The sequence below is a fragment of the Ruegeria sp. BHSC223 genome (assembly GCF_059613025.1).
Genome location: NZ_JBXWRR010000010.1, coordinates 93,142 through 112,799, shown reverse-complemented (window position 1 = coordinate 112,799; position 19,658 = coordinate 93,142). Strand labels below are relative to the sequence as shown.

The window sequence follows — 19,658 nt, the reverse complement described above, 5'->3', positions numbered from 1 at the left end:
ATTATTTGGCGGTCCAGAACGACCTGCTGACGCGCGGCCTGTTGCGCACCGACGGGGGCGGCCCCGACACGCCCTATGATGCCGAGGATCTGGAGCGCAACTTCATCAACATCGCCTTCTTCAACGAATATGACAGCGGCGCCGGTCTGCCTACCGGCGGCCGGTCGCAAGGCTTTCTCAGCCGCTGGCCCGGCCCGGTGAAGGTGGGGGTCGAGTTCGGTCCCTCGGTACCGCTCGACCAGCGCGCCAAGGACAAGGGCGCGGTCGAGAACTACGCCGCCCGGCTGGGTCGTCTGACCGGGCACCCGGTCTCGGCGGTGACGCGCGGCGCTAATTTCCACGTCTTCGTGGCCGGGCTGGATGACGGCCCCTTCGTGCAGGAGCGTCTGCGGCATCTGGTGCCAGGCATTCGCGACCAACAGCTTGACCTGTTCGTGAACCTGCCGCGCGATATCTATTGTTTCGTCTTCGCCGCCGCCGAACCCGACCGGCCTTATGGCTATATGCGGGCGGTGGCGCTGATCCGGGCCGAACATCCCGACCTGGTGCGGCTCAGCTGCGTGCACGAGGAGATGGCCCAGGGTCTGGGGCTGGCCAATGACAGCCCGGCGGCACGCCCGTCGATCTTCAACGACGATGACGAATTTGCCCTGCTCACCGATCAGGACGAGAAACTCTTGTCCATGCTCTATGATCCGCGCCTGACGCCGGGCATGAGCGCCGAAGAAGCCCGCCCGGTGATCCGCATCATCGCGCGAGAGAAACTGGGGCTGTCGCTCTGACCCCCACTTGAGAAAGGACCACTCGACATGGGTATATTCGATTTCCTGTCCGGCCAGTTCATCGACGTCATCCACTGGACCGATGACACCCGCGACACGATGGTCTGGCGGTTCGAACGCGAGGGCCACGAGATCAAGTACGGCGCCAAGCTGACGGTACGCGAGGGGCAAGCGGCGGTGTTTGTCCACGAGGGGCAATTGGCGGATGTGTTCACGCCCGGGCTCTACATGCTCGAAACCAACAACATGCCGATCCTAACCACGTTGAACCATTGGGACCACGGGTTCAAATCGCCGTTCAAATCCGAGATCTATTTCGTCAACACGACCCGGTTCAACGACCTCAAATGGGGTACCAAGAACCCGATCATGCTGCGCGACCCGGAGTTCGGACCGACCCGTATTCGCGCCTTTGGCACCTATTCGGCTCGGGTCACCGACCCGGCGCGCTTCCTCTCCGAGATCGTCGGCACCGATGGCGAATTCACCATGGACGAGATCAGCTTCCAGATCCGCAACATCATCGTGCAGGAATTTTCGCGGGTGATCGCGGGTTCGGGCATTCCGGTCCTGGACATGGCCGCCAACACCGCCGATCTGGGCAAGCTGATCGCGGCGCAGGTGGCGCTGCCACTTACTGAATACGGGCTGGAGATGCCCGAATTCTATATCGAGAACATCAGCCTGCCACCCGCGGTCGAGGCCGCGCTCGACAAGCGCACCTCGATGGGTCTGGCGGGCGATCTGGGCAAGTTCACCCAGTATTCGGCGGCCGAGGCGATGACGGCCGCCGCCTCCAACCCTGCCGGTGGTGGGATGGCCGCCGGCCTTGGCGCCGGCATGGGCATGGCCATGGCCCAGCAGATGGCCCAGCCCGGCCCCTGGGGCGCTGCCCCCGCTGCGGCCGCGCCCGCTGCCCCCCCGCCGCCGCCTGTCGAACACGTCTGGCACATCGCGGTCGACGGGCAGATCTCGGGCCCGTTTTCCAAGGCCAAGATGGGCCGAATGGCAACCGAAGGCACTCTGACCCGTGAAACCTATGTCTGGACACCGGGCCAGGACGGATGGAAACGGGCCGAGGATGTACGCGAACTGGCTCAGCTTTTCACTGTTCTGCCGCCGCCGCCACCACCGCCCGGAGCGTGAAGCGACGGAAATCACCGGCTGGTCCGTTGCATCCGGGCATGACTTGTCAGAGGAGCTTCTGAAATGACCTCACGCGCCGCCTACTCTCGTCTTCAGATCGCGCTGCACTGGGTCATCGCGATCCTGATCCTTGCCGCCTGGCTCACGCATGAGAACATGGGTCGCGCCCTGGAAAGCCGGATCAAGTCCGGCGCCACCGGGTTCGAGGGCAACACGCCGCATGTCTGGCTGGGCATCACGGTCTTTGTCCTCGTGCTGATCCGTATCGTGGTACGCCGCGTGCTGGGCGCCCCAGGCCCGCTGCCCGGCTCGACGCCATTGATGGAGATGGCCGCCACCTGGGGTCACCGCCTGCTCTATCTGCTGATGGTGCTGACGCCGGCCTTGGGCGCGGTGGCCTGGAACGCCCATTCCGAAACCGTGGGCGAGCTGCACGAGACGGTAGGAAGCGCCCTGATGCTGGTGGCGCTAGCACATGCGTTGGTTGCGATCTGGCATCAATATGTCAAAAAGGACGGAAGCTTGACCCGGATCACCAGACCACAGGGCTGAGGCATGACCGATCTCCCCCCGCTACCGCCCGGTGCCGCCCCGGCACCGGTGCAGGAACACCGCTTTCCCTGCGCCCAATGTGGCGCCGACTACCGGTTCAATCCGGGCGCGGGTACGCTGGTCTGCGACCATTGCGGCCATACCGAACCCATGAGTGGCAACCCGTGGAAGGGCGCCAGCCTGCGCGAGCTGGATTTCGAGGCCGCCATGGCAAAGGCCCTGCCCGAGGCCGAGATCGAGGAGACCCGCGTCCTCTCCTGCCCCAATTGCGCGGCGCAGGTGGAGTTCGATCCCGACACCCATGCCGCCGAATGCCCATTCTGCGCCACACCGGTGGTGACCGATACCGGCATTCATCGCCATATCAAACCGCGCGGCGTACTGCCCTTCTCTCTGGATGAACGCAGCGCCCACCAAGCCATGATCGACTGGCTGGGCCGTCTCTGGTTCGCACCGAACGGGTTGCGCGACTATGCCCGCAAGGGGCGCCGGATGCAGGGCATCTATGTGCCTTACTGGACGTTCGACGCCGATACCAAATCCAGCTATCGGGGCGAGCGCGGCACCATCTATTACGAGACCCGCACCATGGTGCGCGACGGCAAGACCGTGACCGAACAGGTACCCAAGATCCGCTGGTCACCGAAATCGGGCCGGGTGGCGCGGTTTTTCGACGACGTTCTGGTGCTCGCCTCGCGCTCGCTGCCAAAATCGCACACCGATGCGCTGGAACCCTGGGATCTGGCCGCGCTCGAACCCTACCGGCCCGAATATCTGGCCGGGTTCCGGGCCGAGGGATATACCGTCGACCTCGCCGAGGCGCATGGAGAGGCGCGCGCGCAAATGGCCCGCGTCATCGAACGCGACGTGCGTTTCGATATCGGCGGCGACCAGCAACGCATCCATGCCATCGACACCACGGTGTCGGACGTGACTTTCAAGCATATCCTGCTGCCGGTATGGCTCGCCGCCTACAAGTACCGCGGCGCCACCTATCGGTTCGTGGTCAACGGGCGCACCGGGCGTGTTCAGGGCGAACGCCCCTGGTCGGCGATCAAGATCGTCATTGCCGTGACGCTCGGTCTTCTGATCGCGGTGGCGGTCGGCTACGTGATGGCTCTCAACCAGTAACGCCCCTCATTCCACTTGCCGAAAACATTCCCGCAGGAGGCCGAAGATTTTTCGTCGAAAAATCTTCGGCACCGCAAGGTCCGGCCCGCGCGCACCGCGCGGACCGGACCCACAGGGTCAACCGCGTGAGATCGCGATCTTCTGCGCCACGGCCGGGGCCTCCTTGGCCCGTTTGGGCACGCGGACATGCAGCACCCCGTCCTTCATCGTTGCCTCGGCCTTGCCACCTTCGGCATCCTCGGGAAGGCGGAACGAGCGTCGGAACGCACCGTATTGCCGCTCCGAGAAATACCAGGTGTCGCCCTTCTTCTCTTCATGGGTGCGCTTCTCGCCCCGGATGGTCACGACCCCGTTCTCCACAGACAGTTCGATATCGTCCTCGGACACGCCCGGCAGCTCCATGGCGATGTCATAGGCATTGTCATTGCCCGAGGCCTCTGTCGCGGGGCTGAGCCAATCCGCCAGCCGCGCACCGAAATTGCGGAACGGATCGTAAAGCGACGGCCAGAGGCCAGCGTGATCTGATTTTTCAACCATTGTCGGTCCTCCTTTGATGGTTTGGCCCAATTCTGACACAGCCGCCGTCGCGCCTCCTTGATCCGGCGCAAATTGCCCGCCGATCAGCTTGCGTCCGCCAATGCTCCCGGCCATTGTGCCGGCAAGAGGAGACCTGTCCGATGACCCTGACCGAGCTTGAAGCGCTGCTCAGCGCGCGCCACTCCTGCCGTGCCTTTCGCGCCGATCCGGTGCCGCGCGCCGAAATCGAGCGGATCGTCGCTGCCGCCTGCCGTGTACCCAGCTGGTGCAATGCGCAGCCCTGGCAGGTGACGCTGACCAGCGGGACCGAGACCGATGCCTTTCGCGCCGCGCTGATGAACGAGGCCATGACCGGCACACCCGGACCCGACCTTGCCTTTCCCTCCGGTTATTCCGGCGTCTATCAGGATCGCCGCCGCACCTGTGGCTGGGCGCTTTATGAGGCGGTGGGCGTCGAAAAAGGCGACCGCGCCGGATCGGCGGAACAGATGATGAAGAACTTCTCGCTGTTTGACGCACCCCATTGCGCCATCATCTCCAGCCCGGCCGAGCTGGGTGGCTATGGCGCGATGGATTGTGGCGGTTTTGTCGCGGCCTTTACCCTTGCCGCGCAAGCGCTGGGGGTGGCGACCATCCCGCAAGCCGCCGTGGCCTCTTATGCGCCGTTCCTGCACCGCTACTTCGACATCCCCGAGGATCGGCTGATCCTCTGTGCCATCTCCTTTGGCTATGCCGATACCGAACATCCGGCCAACAGCTTTCGCACCGAACGCGCCGCAGTCGACGAAATCGTCGACTGGCGCGGATAAGGGGCCGCGATGCGTGCCCTGATCCAGAGAGTCTCTCATGCCTCGGTCACTGTTGACGGTGCGGTGGTTGGTCAGACCGGGCCCGGCCTGCTGGTGCTAATCTGCGCCATGGCGGGCGATGGCGAGGCGCAAGCCGACCAGTTGGCCGCCAAGATCGCCAAGCTCCGCATCTTCAAGGATGCGGCGAACAAGATGAATCGCTCGGTCCTGGATATCGGCGGTGGGGCGCTGGTGGTCAGCCAGTTCACCCTGGCCGCCGATACCCGCAGCGGCAACCGTCCGGGTTTCTCCAGCGCCGCCCCTCCTGCCGAGGGCGAGCGGCTTTATGAGTATTTTGCCGCGCAACTGGCGGCACAGGGAGTGCCGGTCGAAACCGGCCGGTTCGGCGCCGACATGAAGGTCGAACTGCTGAATGACGGGCCGGTCACCATCTGGATGGACATATGACACGGGCCTGCGAGCAGGCATTGGCGATATGGCAGGCCGGGGTCGATGCGGTTGGCGGCTATGCCGCCACCCGCGCCGCGCTGGACGACCTGCCCCGCCCCGACCAGATCCTTGCGGTGGGCAAGGCCGCCGCCAGCATGGCGCGCGCGGCGTTCGACCACTTCGGACCGTTGCCCTGTCTGGTGGTCACCAAGGACGGCCATGGCGCCGAGCTGCCCGCCTCTGTCCAGTTGATCGAGGCCGCGCATCCGGTGCCCGACGCCCGCAGCCTGATGGCGGGCCGCGCCCTGCGGCAGGCGGTCGGGGCGATGACCGAGGGCAGTCACCTGCTGTTGCTGGTCTCGGGCGGGGCCTCCTCGCTGGCCGAGGACCTGGTGACGGGCAAGACGCTGGACGATCTGGCAGCGCTCAACCGCGCGATGCTGGCCGAAGGGCTGGACATCACCGCGATGAACGCCCGCAGGCGGCAGATTTCTCGGATCAAGGGCGGCGGACTGCTGGCCGGTTTCAAGGGCAAGCGCGCCGATGTGCTGGCGATCTCGGATGTGCCGGGCGACGACATGATGGTGATCGGCTCGGGCATCGGGGCGCTGCCTGATGCGTACGGTTTTGCCGCCAGCACACGCATCGTCGCCTCGAATTCGGTAGCACGGGCGGCGGCCTGCGATCATGCGCGCGCGCTTGGTCTGAACGTATTGGGCGACGCGGAAACGTTGCATGACGATCTGGCGGCGCTGGTGCCCCGCATCGGGGCGCGGCTGCGGGCGATGCCGCGGGGTGTGCTGGTGCTGGGCGGAGAGCCGACCGTGGTCCTGCCGCCGAATCCGGGTCGGGGTGGTCGCAATCAGGCGCTGGCCCTGGCCCTGGCCCGAGAGATCGCGGGTGACCCCGGACTGGTGGTGGTGGTCGGCGGCACGGATGGCACCGATGGTCCCACCGATGCGGCGGGCGCCATCGTCACCGGCCAAACCTGGGGCAAGGGCGCTGCCGAGGCGCTCACCGCAGCCGATAGCGGCAACTGGCTGGAACGGGTCGGGGCGCTATTGGTCACCGGACCCACCGGCACAAACGTAATGGACCTACTGGTCGCGCTTCGCACCTGAAACGTCGCAATCCAACCCCGCCTTCGGGCGACCGCCTGAGAGAGTTGCGCATGACGCAAAAGAACACCCTGCGCGAGATCGAAGAACTGGCCGATATGGGCATCACCCTGTCCGACGGTACCCGTCTGTCGGCCCGGGTCTGGCGCCCGGTCGATGCGGGTGACGATCCGGTGCCCGCGATCCTGGAATACCTGCCCTATCGCAAGCGCGATGGCACCTGCGCCCGCGACGCGCTGACCCATCCGTGGATGGCCAAGCGCGGCTATGCCTGCATCCGCGTCGACATTCGCGGTAACGGCGACAGCCAGGGGCTGATGGAGGATGAATACACCCAACAGGAACTGGACGATGCCGTCGAGGTGATCCACTGGCTGGCCAAGCAACCCTGGTGCAGCGGCGCCGTTGGGATGATGGGGATCAGCTGGGGCGGGTTCAACTCGCTCCAGGTTGCCGCCATGCAGCCCGAGCCGTTGAAGGCGATCATTACGCTCTGTTCCACCGTCGACCGCTATGCGGACGATATCCATTTCAAGGGCGGGTGCCTGCTCAACGAAAATCTGGGTTGGGGGGCCACGATGTGGTGTTTCTCGTCCCGCCCGCCCGATCCGGCGCTGGTGGGCGATGCCTGGCGCGAGATGTGGCTGGAGCGTCTGCGGGCGCAACCCTTCCTGCCCGAGACCTGGTTGCGGCACCAGACACGCGACGAGTATTGGCAACATGGCTCGATCTGCGAGGATTTCGGCGCGGTCAAAACGCCCACGCTGGCCATCAGCGGCTGGGGCGACAGTTACATGAACACGGTGCCTCATCTGGTCGACAACCTGCAAACGGTGGTCAAGGGCATCAACGGGCCATGGATTCACAAATACCCGCATTTCGCCATTCCCGGACCCCGGATCGGGTTCTTGCAAGAGGCGCTGCGCTGGTGGGATCGCTGGCTGAAGGGCATAGAGAACGGCGTCGAGGATGAGCCCGATTACCGCGCCTATGTGATGGACGGCATTGCGCCCGAGACCAAGAGCCTGTTCCGTCCCGGACGTTGGATCGCGGAACAGACGGGCTCGACCCGCCACTTCCCGATGGAAACCCTGCATCTGAGTGATGACGGGCTGGGACCCAAAGGACCGCTGACCGCGCAGGTCAGCACCCCCTTGCACGCGGGCATGGATTGCGGCGAATACGGGTCGTTCTGGGCCGGGCCGGAGTTGCCTGGCGACCAGCGGCTGGACGATGCGCTGTCGGTCACGTTTGACAGCGCTCCCCTGCCCCAGCGCATGGATATCGTCGGCGCCCCGCGCCTCCGGCTGCGGCTGAGCGCGGACAAACCGCAGGCGCAGATCGCGGTGCGGCTGAACCATGTGCTGCCCGATGGCACCTCGGCCCGGATCACATGGGGCGTGCTGAACCTGACCCATCGCAACAGCCATGCGGCACCGCAGGCGCTGGAGCCAGGGCGGATCTATGACATCGCCTTCGACCTGGATCATATCGGATATCGCGTTCCCGCCGGGCACCACCTCAGGGTGGCAATCTCGTCGTCATACTGGCCGATGATCTGGCCCTCGCCAGAGCGCACCTGCCTGTTTCTGCACGAGGCTGCCATCGACCTGCCGCAGCGGCCGGCAAGCGAGACGGACGAATGGGTCTTTCCGCCCGAAGATGCAGATCCGCCCTGGAAGATACGCACCCTCCGCGAGGAGTCGAACATTCGACGCACCGAGATCGACAAGGCCACCGGCCATGTTCGGCTGAGCATTATCGACGACGCCGGGTTGGTCGAGGACATGGAGCATGGCGCGCGCTCTGGCACCATCGCGCGCGAGGAATGGGTGATTCACCCCGACGATCCGCTTTCGGCACGGGGCTGCTGCCACTGGACGGCGGAAACCGGGCGTGGCGATCTTTCTTTGCGCACCGAAACCCGGTGTGAAATGTGGTCGGATGCCGAGCATTTCCACCTCAAAGCCGCTATAGAGGCGTATGAAAACGACACATTGATATACGAAAACGTCAAGGCCAGCAAAATCCGACGCAACATGCTCTGAGTGCAGGAGAGACCACCGCCCGACATTCCCGCTTGCCCGAAAGGGCGAAATACGCAAACCTTGATTCGTCAGTCAACAAAAACCGCGCAGCCAAAACGCGCGACCACTCAACAGGGGAGAAATCCATGAACGAACAACTCGAACACATGGCCGGCCGGGTCACCGCCGGCAAGATGACCCGCCGCGAATTCATGGGCAAGGCCGCCGCATTGGGCGTGTCGGCCGCCGTGGCCAGCTCGATCTTTGCGCAGGCGGCACAGGCCGCCGACCCGAAAAAGGGCGGCGTGGTCAAGATCGGCTCGGTCGGTGGTGAATCGACCAACTCGCTCGACCCCGCCACCTATGCCAGCCAGGTGCCCTACCACAACGGCCGCCAGTTCGGCGATACGCTGGTCGAAGTGGCCGCAGACGGCTCGATCGAGCATCGTCTGGCCGAAAGCGTCGAGGCCAGCGCCGACGCCAAGACCTGGACCTTCAAGCTGCGTCAGGGCGTGGAATTCCACAACGGCAAGACCATGACCTCGGAAGACGTGCTGAAAACCATGCAGCGCCACTCCAACGAGGATTCGAAATCGGGTGCCCTTGGCATCATGAAGGGCATCGAGTCGATGAAGGCCGATGGCGAGTATTTCTCGGTCACGCTGACCGATGCCAACGCCGACCTGCCCTATCTGATGGCCGATTATCACCTGATCATCCAGCCCGATGGCGGCATGGACGATCCGGGTGCGGGCATCGGCACCGGCCCCTATCAGGTCGAGGTCAACGAGCCCGGCGTGCGCCATGCCTACAAGAAATTCGCCAATTACTGGGGCGATGATGCGCATTTCGACGGTGTCGAGATCCTGGTGATCAACGATGCCACCGCCCGGACCGCTGCGTTGCAGTCGGGCCAGGTGCACATGATCAACCGCGTCGAACCCAAAGTCGCGGGTCTCTTGAGCCGCGCGCCCAACCTGACCGTGCAATCGACCCCGGGCCGGGGACACTATGTGTTCATCATGCATGTGGACAAGGCGCCGTTCGACAACAAGGACCTGCGCCTGGCACTGAAATACGCTATCAACCGCGAGGAGATGGTCGAGAAAATCCTGCGTGGCTATGGTTCGGTCGGCAACGACATGCCGATCAACGCGGCCTATCCGCTGTTCGACAGCTCGATCCCGCAGCGAGAGTTCGACCTGGAAAAAGCGGCCGAGCACTACAAGAAGTCGGGTCACGATGGCTCGCCCATCATCCTGCGTACCGCCGATGGCGCCTTCCCGGGTGCCGTGGACGCGGCGGCGCTGTTCCAGCAGACGGCGGCGCAGGCCGGCATCCCGCTGGAAATCAAGCGCGAGCCCAATGACGGCTACTGGTCCGAAGTCTGGAACGTGCAGCCCTTCTGCGCCTCGTATTGGGGTGGCCGTCCGGTGCAGGACCAGATGTATGCGACCGCCTATCTGTCGACCGCCGACTGGAACGACACCAAGTTCAAGAACGCCGATTTCGACGCCATGCTGATGGCCGCCCGCTCCGAGCTGGATCCGGCCAAGCGCAAGGAAATCTACTCGAAGATGGGCATGCTGCTGCGGGATGAGGGCGGCCTGATCTGCCCGATGTTCAACGATTTCGTCGACGCGGTCAGCAACACCCTGTCGGGCTGGGAAACCGACCCGAACGGCGAGCTGATGAACGGTCAGGTGACCCGCAAACTGTGGTTCTCGTGAGCCACCGGGACACGCAAACATGCACCCCGTCGTGAAACTTGTGTCCCAGCGCCTTGCGCTGGGACTCATGCTCCTCTTTGGCGCTTCGGCCCTGATTTTCGGCCTGACCGAAGCCCTTCCCGGAGACGCCGCGCAAGCCGTCCTGGGACAGTCCGCAACCCCCGAGTCCCTGGCGAACCTGCGCGAGGAAATGGGCCTCGACCGTCCTGCGCTGACGCGCTACTTCGAATGGCTGGGCGGCATTCTGCAAGGTGATCTGGGCAAATCGCTGACCAACAAGCTCGACATTGCCGAATCGGTCGGCAGCCGTCTGGGCAACACGCTATTCCTCGCCTTCTGGGCCGCCATCGTGTCGGTGCCGCTGGCGATCTTCCTGGGTCTGCTGGCCGTGCGCTATCGCAACCGCTGGCCCGACAAGGTGATTTCGGCGGTGACGCTGACCACCATTTCCATCCCCGAATTCCTGATCGGTTACGTTCTGGTCTATTTCATCGCGGTGAAGCTGGGCATGTTCTCGCCGCTGGCGATGATCAATGACAGCATGAGCCTGGGGCAGAAGCTGAACGCCATCGCCCTGCCGGTGATCGTGCTGACCATGGTGGTTCTGGCGCATATGATGCGGATGACCCGCGCCGCCATCCTGAACGTGATGCAATCGGCCTATATCGAGACTGCCGAGCTGAAGGGGCTGACCAACTTCAAGATCATCTATCGCCACGCCTTTCCCAACGCGATCGCGCCGATCGTCAACGTGGTGATGCTGAACCTTGCCTATCTGGTGGTGGGCGTCGTGGTGGTCGAGGTGGTGTTCGTCTATCCCGGCATGGGGCAGTATCTGGTCGATCACGTGACCAAGCGTGACGTGCCGGTGGTGCTGGCCTGCGGGGTCATCTTTGCCGCGATCTATATCGGGCTGAACATGGTCGCCGATATCGTTGCCATTCTGGCCAACCCCAGACTGAGGCATCCGAAATGAAGAACATTCCAATTTCCGCTGCCATCGGCCTGGTCCTGACGGCAATGTATTTCATCGCGGCCATCTTTGCGCCGCTGCTGGCCCCCTATGGCATGGCCGAAGTCGTTGGTGATGTGTGGGAGCCGTCGAGCAGCGAATACCTGCTGGGCACCGACAATATCGGGCGCGACCTGCTGAGCCGGATGATCTATGGCGGGCGCACCACCATCTTTGTCGCCACCATGGCCACCATCCTCAGCTTCACCACCGGGTCGATCCTGGGCTTTCTGGCCGCCGTGCTGGGCGGCTGGGCCGATCAGGTGATGTCGCGCACGGTGGACCTGATCATGTCGATCCCCTCGCTGATCACCGCGCTGGTGGTGCTGGCCATGGTGCCGGTGACCATTCCCGTGCTGATCCTGGTTATGGGCTTTCTCGACGCCACACGTGTCTATCGCCTGGCCCGCGCCGTGGCGGTCGATATCAACGTGATGGACTATGTCGAGGCCGCCAAGCTGCGCGGCGAGGGCCGCGTCTGGGTCATCTTTCGCGAGATCCTGCCCAACGCCCTGTCACCGCTGGTGGCCGAGCTTGGCCTGCGCTTCATCTTCATGGTGCTCTTCATCTCGACCCTGTCGTTCCTGGGTCTGGGCGTGCAACCGCCACTGGCCGATTGGGGCGGCATCGTGAAGGAAAACAAGGATGGCATCGTCTATGGCATCGGCGCGGCGCTTTACCCGGCCGTGGCCATCGCCACCCTGGCCATCTCGGTCAACCTGGTGGCCGACTGGGTGCTGAACCGCACCACATCGCTGAAAGGAGGCCGGGGATGAGCGAACCGCTTCTCAAGGTCCGTGGCCTCAAGATCGGCGCAACCGTCTATCCGCCGGGCGAAAAGCCGCATGACATCGAAATCGTGCACGGGGTCGATTTCGACCTCGAGCGCGGCAAGGTGCTGGGGCTGATCGGGGAATCCGGGGCCGGTAAATCGACCATCGGGCTGGCCTCGATGGCCTATGGCCGCGGCGGTGTGAAAATCACCGGCGGCGAGGTCTGGGTCAACGGGCGCGACATTCTCAAGACTTCGATCAAGGATGTGCGCGGCCTGCGCGGCGGCGAGGTCACCTATGTCAGCCAGTCGGCGGCGGCCTCGTTCAACCCGGCCAAGAAGATCATGGAACAGGTGATCGAGGCGGCGGTGGAACAGAACAAGTTCACCAAGAAAGAGGCCGAGGCGCGCGCGCGCACCCTGTTTGCCAAGCTGGGCCTGCCCGATCCCGACAATATCGGCGAGCGCTATCCGCACCAGGTCTCGGGCGGGCAGTTGCAGCGCTGCATGACGGCGCTGGCGCTGTGCCCCGAGCCTGATCTGGTGGTGTTCGACGAGCCCACCACCGCGCTGGACGTGACCACCCAGATCGACGTTCTGATGGCCATCAAGGAGGCGATCCAGGATACCGGCGTTGCCGCGCTCTACATCACCCATGATCTGGCGGTGGTGGCGCAGGTCAGCGACGACATCATGGTGCTGCGGATGGGCGACATGGTCGAGTACGGCGAGACCGACCAGATCATCAACCGCCCGCAGCAAGAGTATACGCAGGCGCTGGTCTCGGTCCGCTCGATCGAGCATGAGGAGAAACAGCCCACGCCCGACCCGGTGCTGTCGGTCAAGGGCATCTCGGCGCGCTACAAGGGGCTGGCCTTTGACGTGCTGCATGACGTCACCGTCGACCTGCATCCGGGCCAGACCCTGGCCGTGGTGGGGGAAAGCGGCTCGGGCAAGTCGACGCTGGCGCGGGTGATCACCGGCCTGTTGCCCCCGCGCGAGGGCGAGATCGACTTTGCCGGGCGCAAGCTGAGCCGCGATCTGGCCGGGCGTTCGCGCGAGGACCTGCGCGAGTTGCAGATGATCTATCAGATGGCCGACACCGCGATGAACCCGCGCCAGACCGTGGGCACCATCATCGGCCGGCCGCTGGAGTTCTATTTCGGCCTGCGCGGCGCCGAAAAGCGCAAGCGCATCATTGAGTTGCTGGACGAGATCGAGATGGGCGAGACGTTCATCGACCGCTATCCGGCGGAACTCTCGGGCGGTCAGAAACAGCGTGTCTGCATCGCCCGCTCGCTGGCGGCCAAACCCCGGATGATCATCTGTGACGAGGTGACCAGCGCGCTTGACCCGCTGGTGGCCGACGGCATCCTGAAGCTGCTGCTCGACCTGCAAAAGATCGAGGACGTGGCCTATCTGTTCATCACCCACGATCTGGCAACGGTGCGGGCGATCTCGGATTCCATCGCGGTAATGTATCAGGGTCGGGTGGTCCGCTACGGACCCAAGAGCCAGGTGCTGAGCCCGCCGTTCGACGACTATACCGACCTCTTGCTCAGCTCGGTGCCCGAGATGCGCCTCGGCTGGCTGGAAGAGGTGGTCGCCCATCGCAAGATGGAAAGCGCCGGCAACTGAGGCCCTCTCCCTCTCCGCCCGTGCGGCGGAGAGGGAACGCGCCGTTCAGAAGGTCAGCTTGATCCCGCCGATGACCGTGTGCGAGCGCACCCCGTTCACCGCGGTGACGGTGGGCATGATCAACGGCACGAACCCGTCGTTGAACATGTATTCCGCGCCGATCGTCAGATGCGGGTTCAACGCCATCTCCATCCCCAGGATCACCTGATCCATCTTGCGCCAGGCGGTACCCTTGGCGCCCTGGATGCCACGGCTGGCAGCCAGGGAATAGGTCACCGGCTTGCCCAGCAGGCTCGCCCGATAACGCCCCTGTACCGTGGTGGCGTTGACGCTGTGACCGGTGGCGGGCCAGACCTCTTCGGTCTGGGTGAATTCCGCCATCAGGTCGAAATTGCTGCCGCTCAGCGTGGCATTCACGTTATAGGCGCCGTTCCAGCTCCGGTTGATGCCGGTGCCGGGCGGGTGATGCGCGATGGTGCTGTCATAGATGGTACCGCGCAGGTACCCCGCCCCCAGTCTCAGCGACATGTCTCCACCCAGATCGACGCGGTGCGAGGCATTGACCGCGAAATTCTCGTAATCGCCATTGTTCTTGCGGCTGCTGACCACCCGCAACCCGCGATGGGCCGGCAGCAGCGACAGCGCCAGTTCGGTGCGGTCGGTGACATATCCCAGCTCGATCAGGGGATCGTCGCTCTGCGCCCAGAAATAGTGGCTGCTGTGGGTATGGGTAAACGGCGCATAGCTGGCGAAATTTCCGAAATTCACCGTCTTGCGCCCAACTGCCAGATAGAACGGGCTCTGGTTCAGGTCGCCCAGCGCGATCCAGTACTTGCGCAGCTGCGTCGCGTCCTGTCCGGGATATTCAACCTCGGTATACTCGCCCTGCACAAAGGCGGTGACCCAGGGCAGGGTCAGCGTCGCGTTCAGCGAGGCCTCGTTCACCACGCCATAGGTGTCCGAGGTGCCCAGCGTATGGGTGGGCGGCAGGCGCGACAGGATCGGGAACTTGCCCGCTGTATTGGTGCTTTCATGGATGACGCTGCCCAGGAAACGACCGCCCAGATACAGGCGGTAATCCTGCAACGCACCGCTTTGCCGGGCGCGCAGCGCCAGCACCGTCTTGTTGGTCACATTGTCCTGACGGTCGAACATCCGTGCGGAATAATCCGCATCGGTGGACACTGCCTCCGGCACGATGTCATAGCGGCCATCCCAACCCTGCGCGTGAGCGGAAGCTGTGGAAAAAACCATTGAAAAACAAACGGCTGAAATCGCCGCGACATGTCTGACAGGCACTTGGACCCCCATTTTGAACACAACAGAAAATACAGACCCCAATGTTTGGGTATCACGAACTCGTTACCAAGCCAACGGATATGTCCATCCGTCCGGAAACAACCCGCAAGTGTGACGCCGATGCACCGTTTCCGGTCGCGGTCAGACAGGGCTGGATCCGGGGCGAGGGATAGCATTGGATACGGCCGGAGCGCAGAAAGGGAATCGCACATGGACCGCAAGCTTCTTCTCATCATCCTCGATGGCGTCCCTTTTCGGAACTTCCGGCGTTTGTTCGGCAATCTCGAAGGCTGGGTGGACAGTGGCGAGGCACGGATGTGGAAGCTGCGCGCCGTGCTGCCCTCGATCTCGGCCAGTTGCTATGCCTCTATCCATACCGGGGTCAGCCCGCAGGAACACGGCTGCACCGGCAACGGCAACGTGTTCCGGCTGGAACACAAGGATATCTTCAGCCAGGTCCGCGCGGGCGGCGGTGTGACCGGCGCGGTCACCCACAGTTTCTGGTCGCAATTCTTCAACCGCCACCCGTTCGATTATGTGCGCGACATCGAATATGACGAGCCCGACAGCGCCACGATCAACCATGGCCGGTTCCATACGATGACCGGTTACGGTCATGACAACCAGATGACGCCCTCGGATGTGGACCTGTTCGCGACCCTCACCAATCTGTGCCTGCGTTTCGGGCTGACCTATGGCGTCCTGCACACCTGCACGCTGGACAGCATGGGACACCGGTTTCACCACGACTGTACCGAGATGGATCACGCCTGTTTCGTGATGGACGAGATGCTGGCCCCCTTCATCCCGCGCTGGCGGCAGCTGGGCTATGACGTGATCGTCACCGCCGATCATGGCCAGGACGAGCGTGGCCATCACGGCGGGCGCCACCCGTTGCAGCAGGAAACCGCGCTCTACTACTTTGGCGATGCCGAAGGGCCCGACGCCGATACCGTGATCGATCAGCTGCAACTTGCGCCCACCATCCTCAGCCGTCTGGGCGCGCCGGTTGCCGAAACGATGAAGGCAGGGTCTTTCCTGAAATAGCCGGGCGTGTCAGGCTGGCGGTGTTTCGATCAACCGCATAGTCACCGGAGAATTTACGATGCGCCGCCTGCTGTCCCTGCTCTTTGCCCTGCTCTTGCCCCTGCCCGCCCTGGCCGATGACGGCTGTCACGACCTGTGGTTCACTCGCAACCTGATCATGGACCGGGCCGGGTATTGTTTCGGCTCGACGCTGGGTCAAGCGGTGTTCGACAATCGCGGTTGCACCGGAAAATCCGTTAGCCTGGGCGCCGCCGAGCAGCGACTGGTCACGCAGATCCGCGCGCTGGAGCAAAGCCATGGCTGCCGGGTGAACACCGAGCAGCCATGGCTAGATCTGGATGACGTGTTTTGGCGGCAGCAGCTCTGGGTTCTGCCGGTGCGGGACGAGTTCGAAAGCGCCTGTCTGGGCTGGCTGGGACCGGTGATCGCGTTGCGCGCCGGGCCGGGCCATGGCACCGCCCAGATCGGGCAGGTCCTGCCGGGAGACTATGTCGGTTACGCCCATATCCCGGTTGGCGGCTGGACCTATGTCACCACTCATAGCGCCGATTGGCAAATCAAGAGCGGTGGCTGGTTCGACCTGTCGATCCCCGAGCAGTGCCGGGATTTCGCGGGTTGAGCCCGCACCCCCCTCAATCGTAGGGCCAAAGCCCCTGCCCCAGTGCCTCAATCGCCAGGGTGATCCGCTCGAAACTGTCGGCGGCGCGGGTGACACTGGAGCGCGCCCGCAGATAGCCATGCACCAGCCCCTCTTCGTTGATCCAGGCGGCGCGGCCACCGGCAGCGGTGATGGCGGCGCAATAGTCGCGCCCGTCATCGCGCAGCGGGTCGCAATCGGCGGTCACCGCCACGGTGGGTGGCAGGCCTGCGAAATCGCTGTCCGACAGCGGTGCCCAGCCGGGATCGCCCTGGGGCACTGGCCCATCGAAACGGACCGACTGGTAAAAGGCCACATCCGCCGTGCTCAGCATCGGCGCCTCGGCATGTTCGCGGTACGAGGGCGCCTCGGGCCGGGCCGACAGCAGCGGATAGATCAGCACCTGCCCCCAAATCTCGCGGCGCTCCCCACGCAGGCGATGCGTCACGGCAGCCATCAGATTGCCACCGGCGCTGTCGCCCGCCAGCACGATGGGATCGCCGAACTCGGTCTCGGCCCATCCCACAGCCACCAGACAATCATCCAGCTGCGCCGGATGGCGGTGCTCCGGGCAAAGCCGGTAATCGACCGCCACGACGCGATAGCCGGTGCGGGCGCAAATCTCGGCGCAGACATCGTCGTGACTGTCGAGCCCGCCCAGCACAAAGCCACCACCATGAGCATAGACCACGGTGCGCGTGGGCTGTCCCGCCCAGTAGAGCCGCACCGGAACGCCGTTGGCATCACGATCCTCGGCCTGCACGCCCTCGGGACGACCCGCATGAAAGGCGCGGCACATGGCGTCATAGACCTGACGCTGACCCTCGATACTCAGCGAGACCGCATCCTCGGGGTAGCTCTCAGCCGTGCGCCGGACAAAGGCCCACGTTTCGGCATCGAGCAGCCGGTCATAATCTACCGGCTGTCCCTCGCCACTCACTCTGCCCATTCCCAGGGCCGGGTATAGGCGCCCAGCACCTTGGCCACCTCGCCCTCGGTCGCGCCATGTGCCGCAAGCTGCGCCACCAGCCCGCGTTTCTTGTCATCGATCACCGACACCACCCGCGCGGCCGAACCCGCCTCGGTCAAGGCACCGTTATAGACACGCGTGATCGCGTTCTTGCGCAGATCGGGCTTGAACACCTTGCCCACGGCGGTCTTGGGCAGTTCCGGCAGGATGGTCATATGCTTTGGATGGGCGGCGCGTTCATGCACATGCACCTTGCAATATTCCATCAACTCGGCCTCAGTCACCTTGCCGCCCTCGACCAGTTCGACAAAGGCGCAAGGGACCTCGCCGGCATGGGCGTCGGGCTGGCCGATGGCCCCGGCAAAGGCCACCGCCGGGTGACCCAGCAGCGCCTCTTCGATCTCGGCGGGGTCGATATTGTGACCGCCACGAATGATCAGATCCTTGGCCCGACCGGTGATCCACAGATAGCCATCCGCGTCGAAGCGGCCCAGATCGCCTGTGCGCAGGTGGGTGCCGTAGTAGAAGAGATCCTTGTTCTTGTCCTCTTCGGTATAGGTGTGACCCGCATAGACGCCCGGGTTCGAGATGCAGATCTCGCCGATCTCGTCCACCGCGCATTCGACGGGACCATCGGGCGTGCCCTTGATGATCTTGACGTCCGTGTAGGGGAAGGGAATGCCGATCGAGCCGATCTTTTTCTCGCCATCCACCGGGTTACAGGACACCAGACAGGTGGCCTCGGTCAGGCCGTAGCCTTCGATGATGGTGACTCCGGTCGCTTCTTCGAAGCGGCGGAACAGTTCGACCGGCAGCGGCGCCGAGCCGGAAAACGCGGTCTTGACGCTGGAGATATCCGCATCGACCGGGCGCTGCATCTTGGCCGAGATTGCTGTCGGCACGGTGATGATGAACGAGACCTTCCAGCGTTCGATCAGCTTCCAGAAATTGTCGAACACGCCGTCGCCGCGATAACCGGCCGGGGTCGGGAACACCACATGCGCGCCCGAGGCCACCGCCGCCATCACGATGACATGGCAGGCAAAAACGTGAAACAACGGCAGCGGACACATGATGGTGTCCTCTTCGGTAAAGAGAAGCGTATGCCCCAGCCAGCCGTTATAGATCATGCCGGAATATTTGTGCTGCGCCACCTTGGGCATGCCGGTGGTGCCGCCGGTGTGGAAATAGCAGGCCACCCGGTCGCCAGCGGAATCCGCGAATGTCAGCTCGGTCGGATGCTTGCGCATTTCGCGGTTGAAGCTGAGGTAATCGGCGTGGGCCAGATGCTCCTTGTCCGCCATCTTGGGCCGCACCAGCGGCACGATCCAGGATTTGGGCGGTGTCAGGTAGCGGTTCAGATCGACCTCGAGCACGGTGGTCACATGCGGGGCGTGGCGCACCGCCTCGGCCACCTTCTGCGCGATGTCGGTCTTGGGGAAAGGCTTCAGCGTGACCACCACCTTGGCGTTGGTTTCGCGCAGGATCGCCGCGATCTGCTCGGGCTCCAACAGCGGGTTGATCGGGTTGACGATGCCCGCCACCGCACCGGCCAGCATGGTGATCAGCGTCTCGTTGGTGTTGGGCAGCACATAGGCCACCACATCGTTTTCGCCGATGCCAAGGCTGCGGAACAGGTTGGCGGCCTGGTTGACCTTGGACAGAAGCTGCGACCAGGTCAGGGTTTCGGCCTTGTCGGTCGGCCCCGACAACAGCTGATAGCTCATGGCGTTGTGGTTCGGGAACCGTGTCGCGGTCCGCGTCAGCAGCTTGTGCAGCGTGGCGGGAACGTCCCGCGCCTCCCACGGCATTTCGTTTTCGACACGTGCGCGGTCTTCGAGCCCGGCAAACGGCATGAGCAATCCTCCCCAAGGGCCCGTTTCCCGGGCCATTCCATCCTTGATCCCAAGATGCGAAGAAACGCATCCCGGCGCAAGCTGGCGCATAACCGGATGGCGCCGCGAAAGCGCCCGTGACGCAACGGCGAAAAAGAGATGACGTTACGGCCCCGCGACCTTGAAG

The 19,658-nt window shown here is 63.9% G+C and carries 18 protein-coding genes; 14 read left to right on the top strand and 4 right to left on the bottom strand.

Translation table 11 applies throughout. The features are described from left to right. The 4 genes from AC2FNY_RS15360 to AC2FNY_RS15345 all read left to right on the top strand — a co-directional run. On the top strand, window positions 1-782 hold a 782-nt coding region (locus AC2FNY_RS15360; RefSeq protein WP_496802985.1), incomplete at its 5' end, for a DUF2927 domain-containing protein. A gap of 27 nt (window positions 783-809) precedes the next feature. Next, window positions 810-1,928, top strand: a complete 1,119-nt coding sequence (locus AC2FNY_RS15355) for an SPFH domain-containing protein (RefSeq protein ID WP_234165953.1) — start codon at window positions 810-812, stop codon at window positions 1,926-1,928. Window positions 1,929-1,991: 63 nt separating this feature from the next. Further along, window positions 1,992-2,480: a cytochrome b gene (locus AC2FNY_RS15350; protein ID WP_496802984.1), complete on the top strand. Its 489-nt coding sequence runs from the start codon at window positions 1,992-1,994 to the stop codon at window positions 2,478-2,480. Window positions 2,481-2,483: 3 nt separating this feature from the next. Then, window positions 2,484-3,611, top strand: coding sequence for a TFIIB-type zinc finger domain-containing protein (locus AC2FNY_RS15345; protein ID WP_496802983.1), 1,128 nt, complete (start codon window positions 2,484-2,486; stop codon window positions 3,609-3,611). A gap of 117 nt (window positions 3,612-3,728) precedes the next feature. On the opposite strand, the gene AC2FNY_RS15340 is transcribed toward AC2FNY_RS15345, so the two are convergent. Next, on the bottom strand, window positions 3,729-4,148 hold the full coding sequence (locus AC2FNY_RS15340; protein WP_234139694.1) for an Hsp20/alpha crystallin family protein: 420 nt from the start codon (window positions 4,146-4,148) through the stop codon (window positions 3,729-3,731). Between the two features lie 140 nt (window positions 4,149-4,288). Between AC2FNY_RS15340 and AC2FNY_RS15335 the strand changes: the two genes are divergently transcribed. The 8 genes from AC2FNY_RS15335 to AC2FNY_RS15300 all read left to right on the top strand — a co-directional run bounded on the left by AC2FNY_RS15335 (window position 4,289) and on the right by AC2FNY_RS15300 (window position 13,683). Further along, a complete protein-coding gene (locus tag AC2FNY_RS15335; RefSeq protein ID WP_234165951.1) occupies window positions 4,289-4,957 on the top strand; it encodes a nitroreductase in 669 nt (222 codons plus the stop codon). A 9-nt stretch (window positions 4,958-4,966) separates the two neighbouring features. Next, window positions 4,967-5,404 carry a D-aminoacyl-tRNA deacylase gene (gene dtd / locus AC2FNY_RS15330; protein WP_234139692.1) on the top strand — a complete coding sequence of 146 codons (438 nt, stop codon included), beginning with the start codon at window positions 4,967-4,969 and terminating at the stop codon, window positions 5,402-5,404. Continuing rightward, window positions 5,401-6,507, top strand: a complete 1,107-nt coding sequence (locus AC2FNY_RS15325) for a glycerate kinase type-2 family protein (protein ID WP_496802982.1) — start codon at window positions 5,401-5,403, stop codon at window positions 6,505-6,507. The genes dtd and AC2FNY_RS15325 overlap by 4 nt, the downstream gene beginning before the upstream one ends. A 50-nt stretch (window positions 6,508-6,557) precedes the next feature. Further along, window positions 6,558-8,552, top strand: a complete 1,995-nt coding sequence (locus AC2FNY_RS15320; protein WP_496802981.1) for a CocE/NonD family hydrolase — start codon at window positions 6,558-6,560, stop codon at window positions 8,550-8,552. Between the two features lie 125 nt (window positions 8,553-8,677). Beyond that, on the top strand, window positions 8,678-10,261 hold the full coding sequence (locus tag AC2FNY_RS15315) for an ABC transporter substrate-binding protein (RefSeq protein ID WP_234165948.1): 1,584 nt from the start codon (window positions 8,678-8,680) through the stop codon (window positions 10,259-10,261). A 19-nt stretch (window positions 10,262-10,280) separates the two neighbouring features. Next, window positions 10,281-11,237 (top strand): ABC transporter permease, encoded by a 957-nt coding sequence (locus AC2FNY_RS15310; RefSeq protein ID WP_234139688.1) that lies wholly within the window; start codon window positions 10,281-10,283, stop codon window positions 11,235-11,237. Beyond that, entirely contained in the window at window positions 11,234-12,049 is an 816-nt protein-coding gene (locus tag AC2FNY_RS15305; protein WP_234139687.1) for an ABC transporter permease, read from the top strand. Before AC2FNY_RS15310 ends, AC2FNY_RS15305 begins: the two co-directional genes overlap by 4 nt. Further along, a complete protein-coding gene (locus AC2FNY_RS15300) occupies window positions 12,046-13,683 on the top strand; it encodes an ABC transporter ATP-binding protein (protein ID WP_496802980.1) in 1,638 nt (545 codons plus the stop codon). Before AC2FNY_RS15305 ends, AC2FNY_RS15300 begins: the two co-directional genes overlap by 4 nt. A gap of 45 nt (window positions 13,684-13,728) precedes the next feature. Here AC2FNY_RS15300 and AC2FNY_RS15295 read toward each other — a convergent pair whose 3' ends face one another. Further along, on the bottom strand, window positions 13,729-14,937 hold the full coding sequence (locus AC2FNY_RS15295; RefSeq protein WP_496802979.1) for a hypothetical protein: 1,209 nt from the start codon (window positions 14,935-14,937) through the stop codon (window positions 13,729-13,731). 255 nt (window positions 14,938-15,192) lie between these two features. Here AC2FNY_RS15295 and AC2FNY_RS15290 point away from each other — a divergent pair, with 255 nt between their 5' ends. Beyond that, a complete protein-coding gene (locus AC2FNY_RS15290) occupies window positions 15,193-16,029 on the top strand; it encodes an alkaline phosphatase family protein (RefSeq protein ID WP_496802978.1) in 837 nt (278 codons plus the stop codon). Between the two features lie 58 nt (window positions 16,030-16,087). Then, window positions 16,088-16,648: a DUF4453 domain-containing protein gene (locus tag AC2FNY_RS15285; protein WP_496802977.1), complete on the top strand. Its 561-nt coding sequence runs from the start codon at window positions 16,088-16,090 to the stop codon at window positions 16,646-16,648. A gap of 13 nt (window positions 16,649-16,661) precedes the next feature. Here AC2FNY_RS15285 and AC2FNY_RS15280 read toward each other — a convergent pair whose 3' ends face one another. Both AC2FNY_RS15280 and AC2FNY_RS15275 read right to left on the bottom strand, forming a co-directional pair. Continuing rightward, on the bottom strand, window positions 16,662-17,615 hold the full coding sequence (locus tag AC2FNY_RS15280; protein WP_496802976.1) for an alpha/beta hydrolase: 954 nt from the start codon (window positions 17,613-17,615) through the stop codon (window positions 16,662-16,664). Then, complete coding sequence (locus tag AC2FNY_RS15275; protein WP_234144733.1) at window positions 17,603-19,492, bottom strand: acyl-CoA synthetase; 1,890 nt, start codon at window positions 19,490-19,492, stop codon at window positions 17,603-17,605. The genes AC2FNY_RS15280 and AC2FNY_RS15275 overlap by 13 nt, the downstream gene beginning before the upstream one ends. Window positions 19,493-19,658: the final 166 nt, after the last annotated feature.

Excerpts from the sequence above, each read along its gene's own strand:
- AC2FNY_RS15355 (WP_234165953.1), top strand. The coding sequence starts at position 810 with ATGGGTATATTCGATTTCCTGTCCGGCCAGTTCATCGACGTCATCCAC.
- AC2FNY_RS15350 (WP_496802984.1), top strand. The coding sequence starts at position 1,992 with ATGACCTCACGCGCCGCCTACTCTCGTCTTCAGATCGCGCTGCACTGG.
- AC2FNY_RS15345 (WP_496802983.1), top strand. The coding sequence starts at position 2,484 with ATGACCGATCTCCCCCCGCTACCGCCCGGTGCCGCCCCGGCACCGGTG.
- AC2FNY_RS15340 (WP_234139694.1), bottom strand. The coding sequence starts at position 4,148 with ATGGTTGAAAAATCAGATCACGCTGGCCTCTGGCCGTCGCTTTACGAT.
- AC2FNY_RS15335 (WP_234165951.1), top strand. The coding sequence starts at position 4,289 with ATGACCCTGACCGAGCTTGAAGCGCTGCTCAGCGCGCGCCACTCCTGC.
- dtd (WP_234139692.1), top strand. The coding sequence starts at position 4,967 with ATGCGTGCCCTGATCCAGAGAGTCTCTCATGCCTCGGTCACTGTTGAC.
- AC2FNY_RS15325 (WP_496802982.1), top strand. The coding sequence starts at position 5,401 with ATGACACGGGCCTGCGAGCAGGCATTGGCGATATGGCAGGCCGGGGTC.
- AC2FNY_RS15320 (WP_496802981.1), top strand. The coding sequence starts at position 6,558 with ATGACGCAAAAGAACACCCTGCGCGAGATCGAAGAACTGGCCGATATG.
- AC2FNY_RS15315 (WP_234165948.1), top strand. The coding sequence starts at position 8,678 with ATGAACGAACAACTCGAACACATGGCCGGCCGGGTCACCGCCGGCAAG.
- AC2FNY_RS15310 (WP_234139688.1), top strand. The coding sequence starts at position 10,281 with ATGCACCCCGTCGTGAAACTTGTGTCCCAGCGCCTTGCGCTGGGACTC.
- AC2FNY_RS15305 (WP_234139687.1), top strand. The coding sequence starts at position 11,234 with ATGAAGAACATTCCAATTTCCGCTGCCATCGGCCTGGTCCTGACGGCA.
- AC2FNY_RS15300 (WP_496802980.1), top strand. The coding sequence starts at position 12,046 with ATGAGCGAACCGCTTCTCAAGGTCCGTGGCCTCAAGATCGGCGCAACC.
- AC2FNY_RS15295 (WP_496802979.1), bottom strand. The coding sequence starts at position 14,937 with ATGGTTTTTTCCACAGCTTCCGCTCACGCGCAGGGTTGGGATGGCCGC.
- AC2FNY_RS15290 (WP_496802978.1), top strand. The coding sequence starts at position 15,193 with ATGGACCGCAAGCTTCTTCTCATCATCCTCGATGGCGTCCCTTTTCGG.
- AC2FNY_RS15285 (WP_496802977.1), top strand. The coding sequence starts at position 16,088 with ATGCGCCGCCTGCTGTCCCTGCTCTTTGCCCTGCTCTTGCCCCTGCCC.
- AC2FNY_RS15280 (WP_496802976.1), bottom strand. The coding sequence starts at position 17,615 with ATGGGCAGAGTGAGTGGCGAGGGACAGCCGGTAGATTATGACCGGCTG.
- AC2FNY_RS15275 (WP_234144733.1), bottom strand. The coding sequence starts at position 19,492 with ATGCCGTTTGCCGGGCTCGAAGACCGCGCACGTGTCGAAAACGAAATG.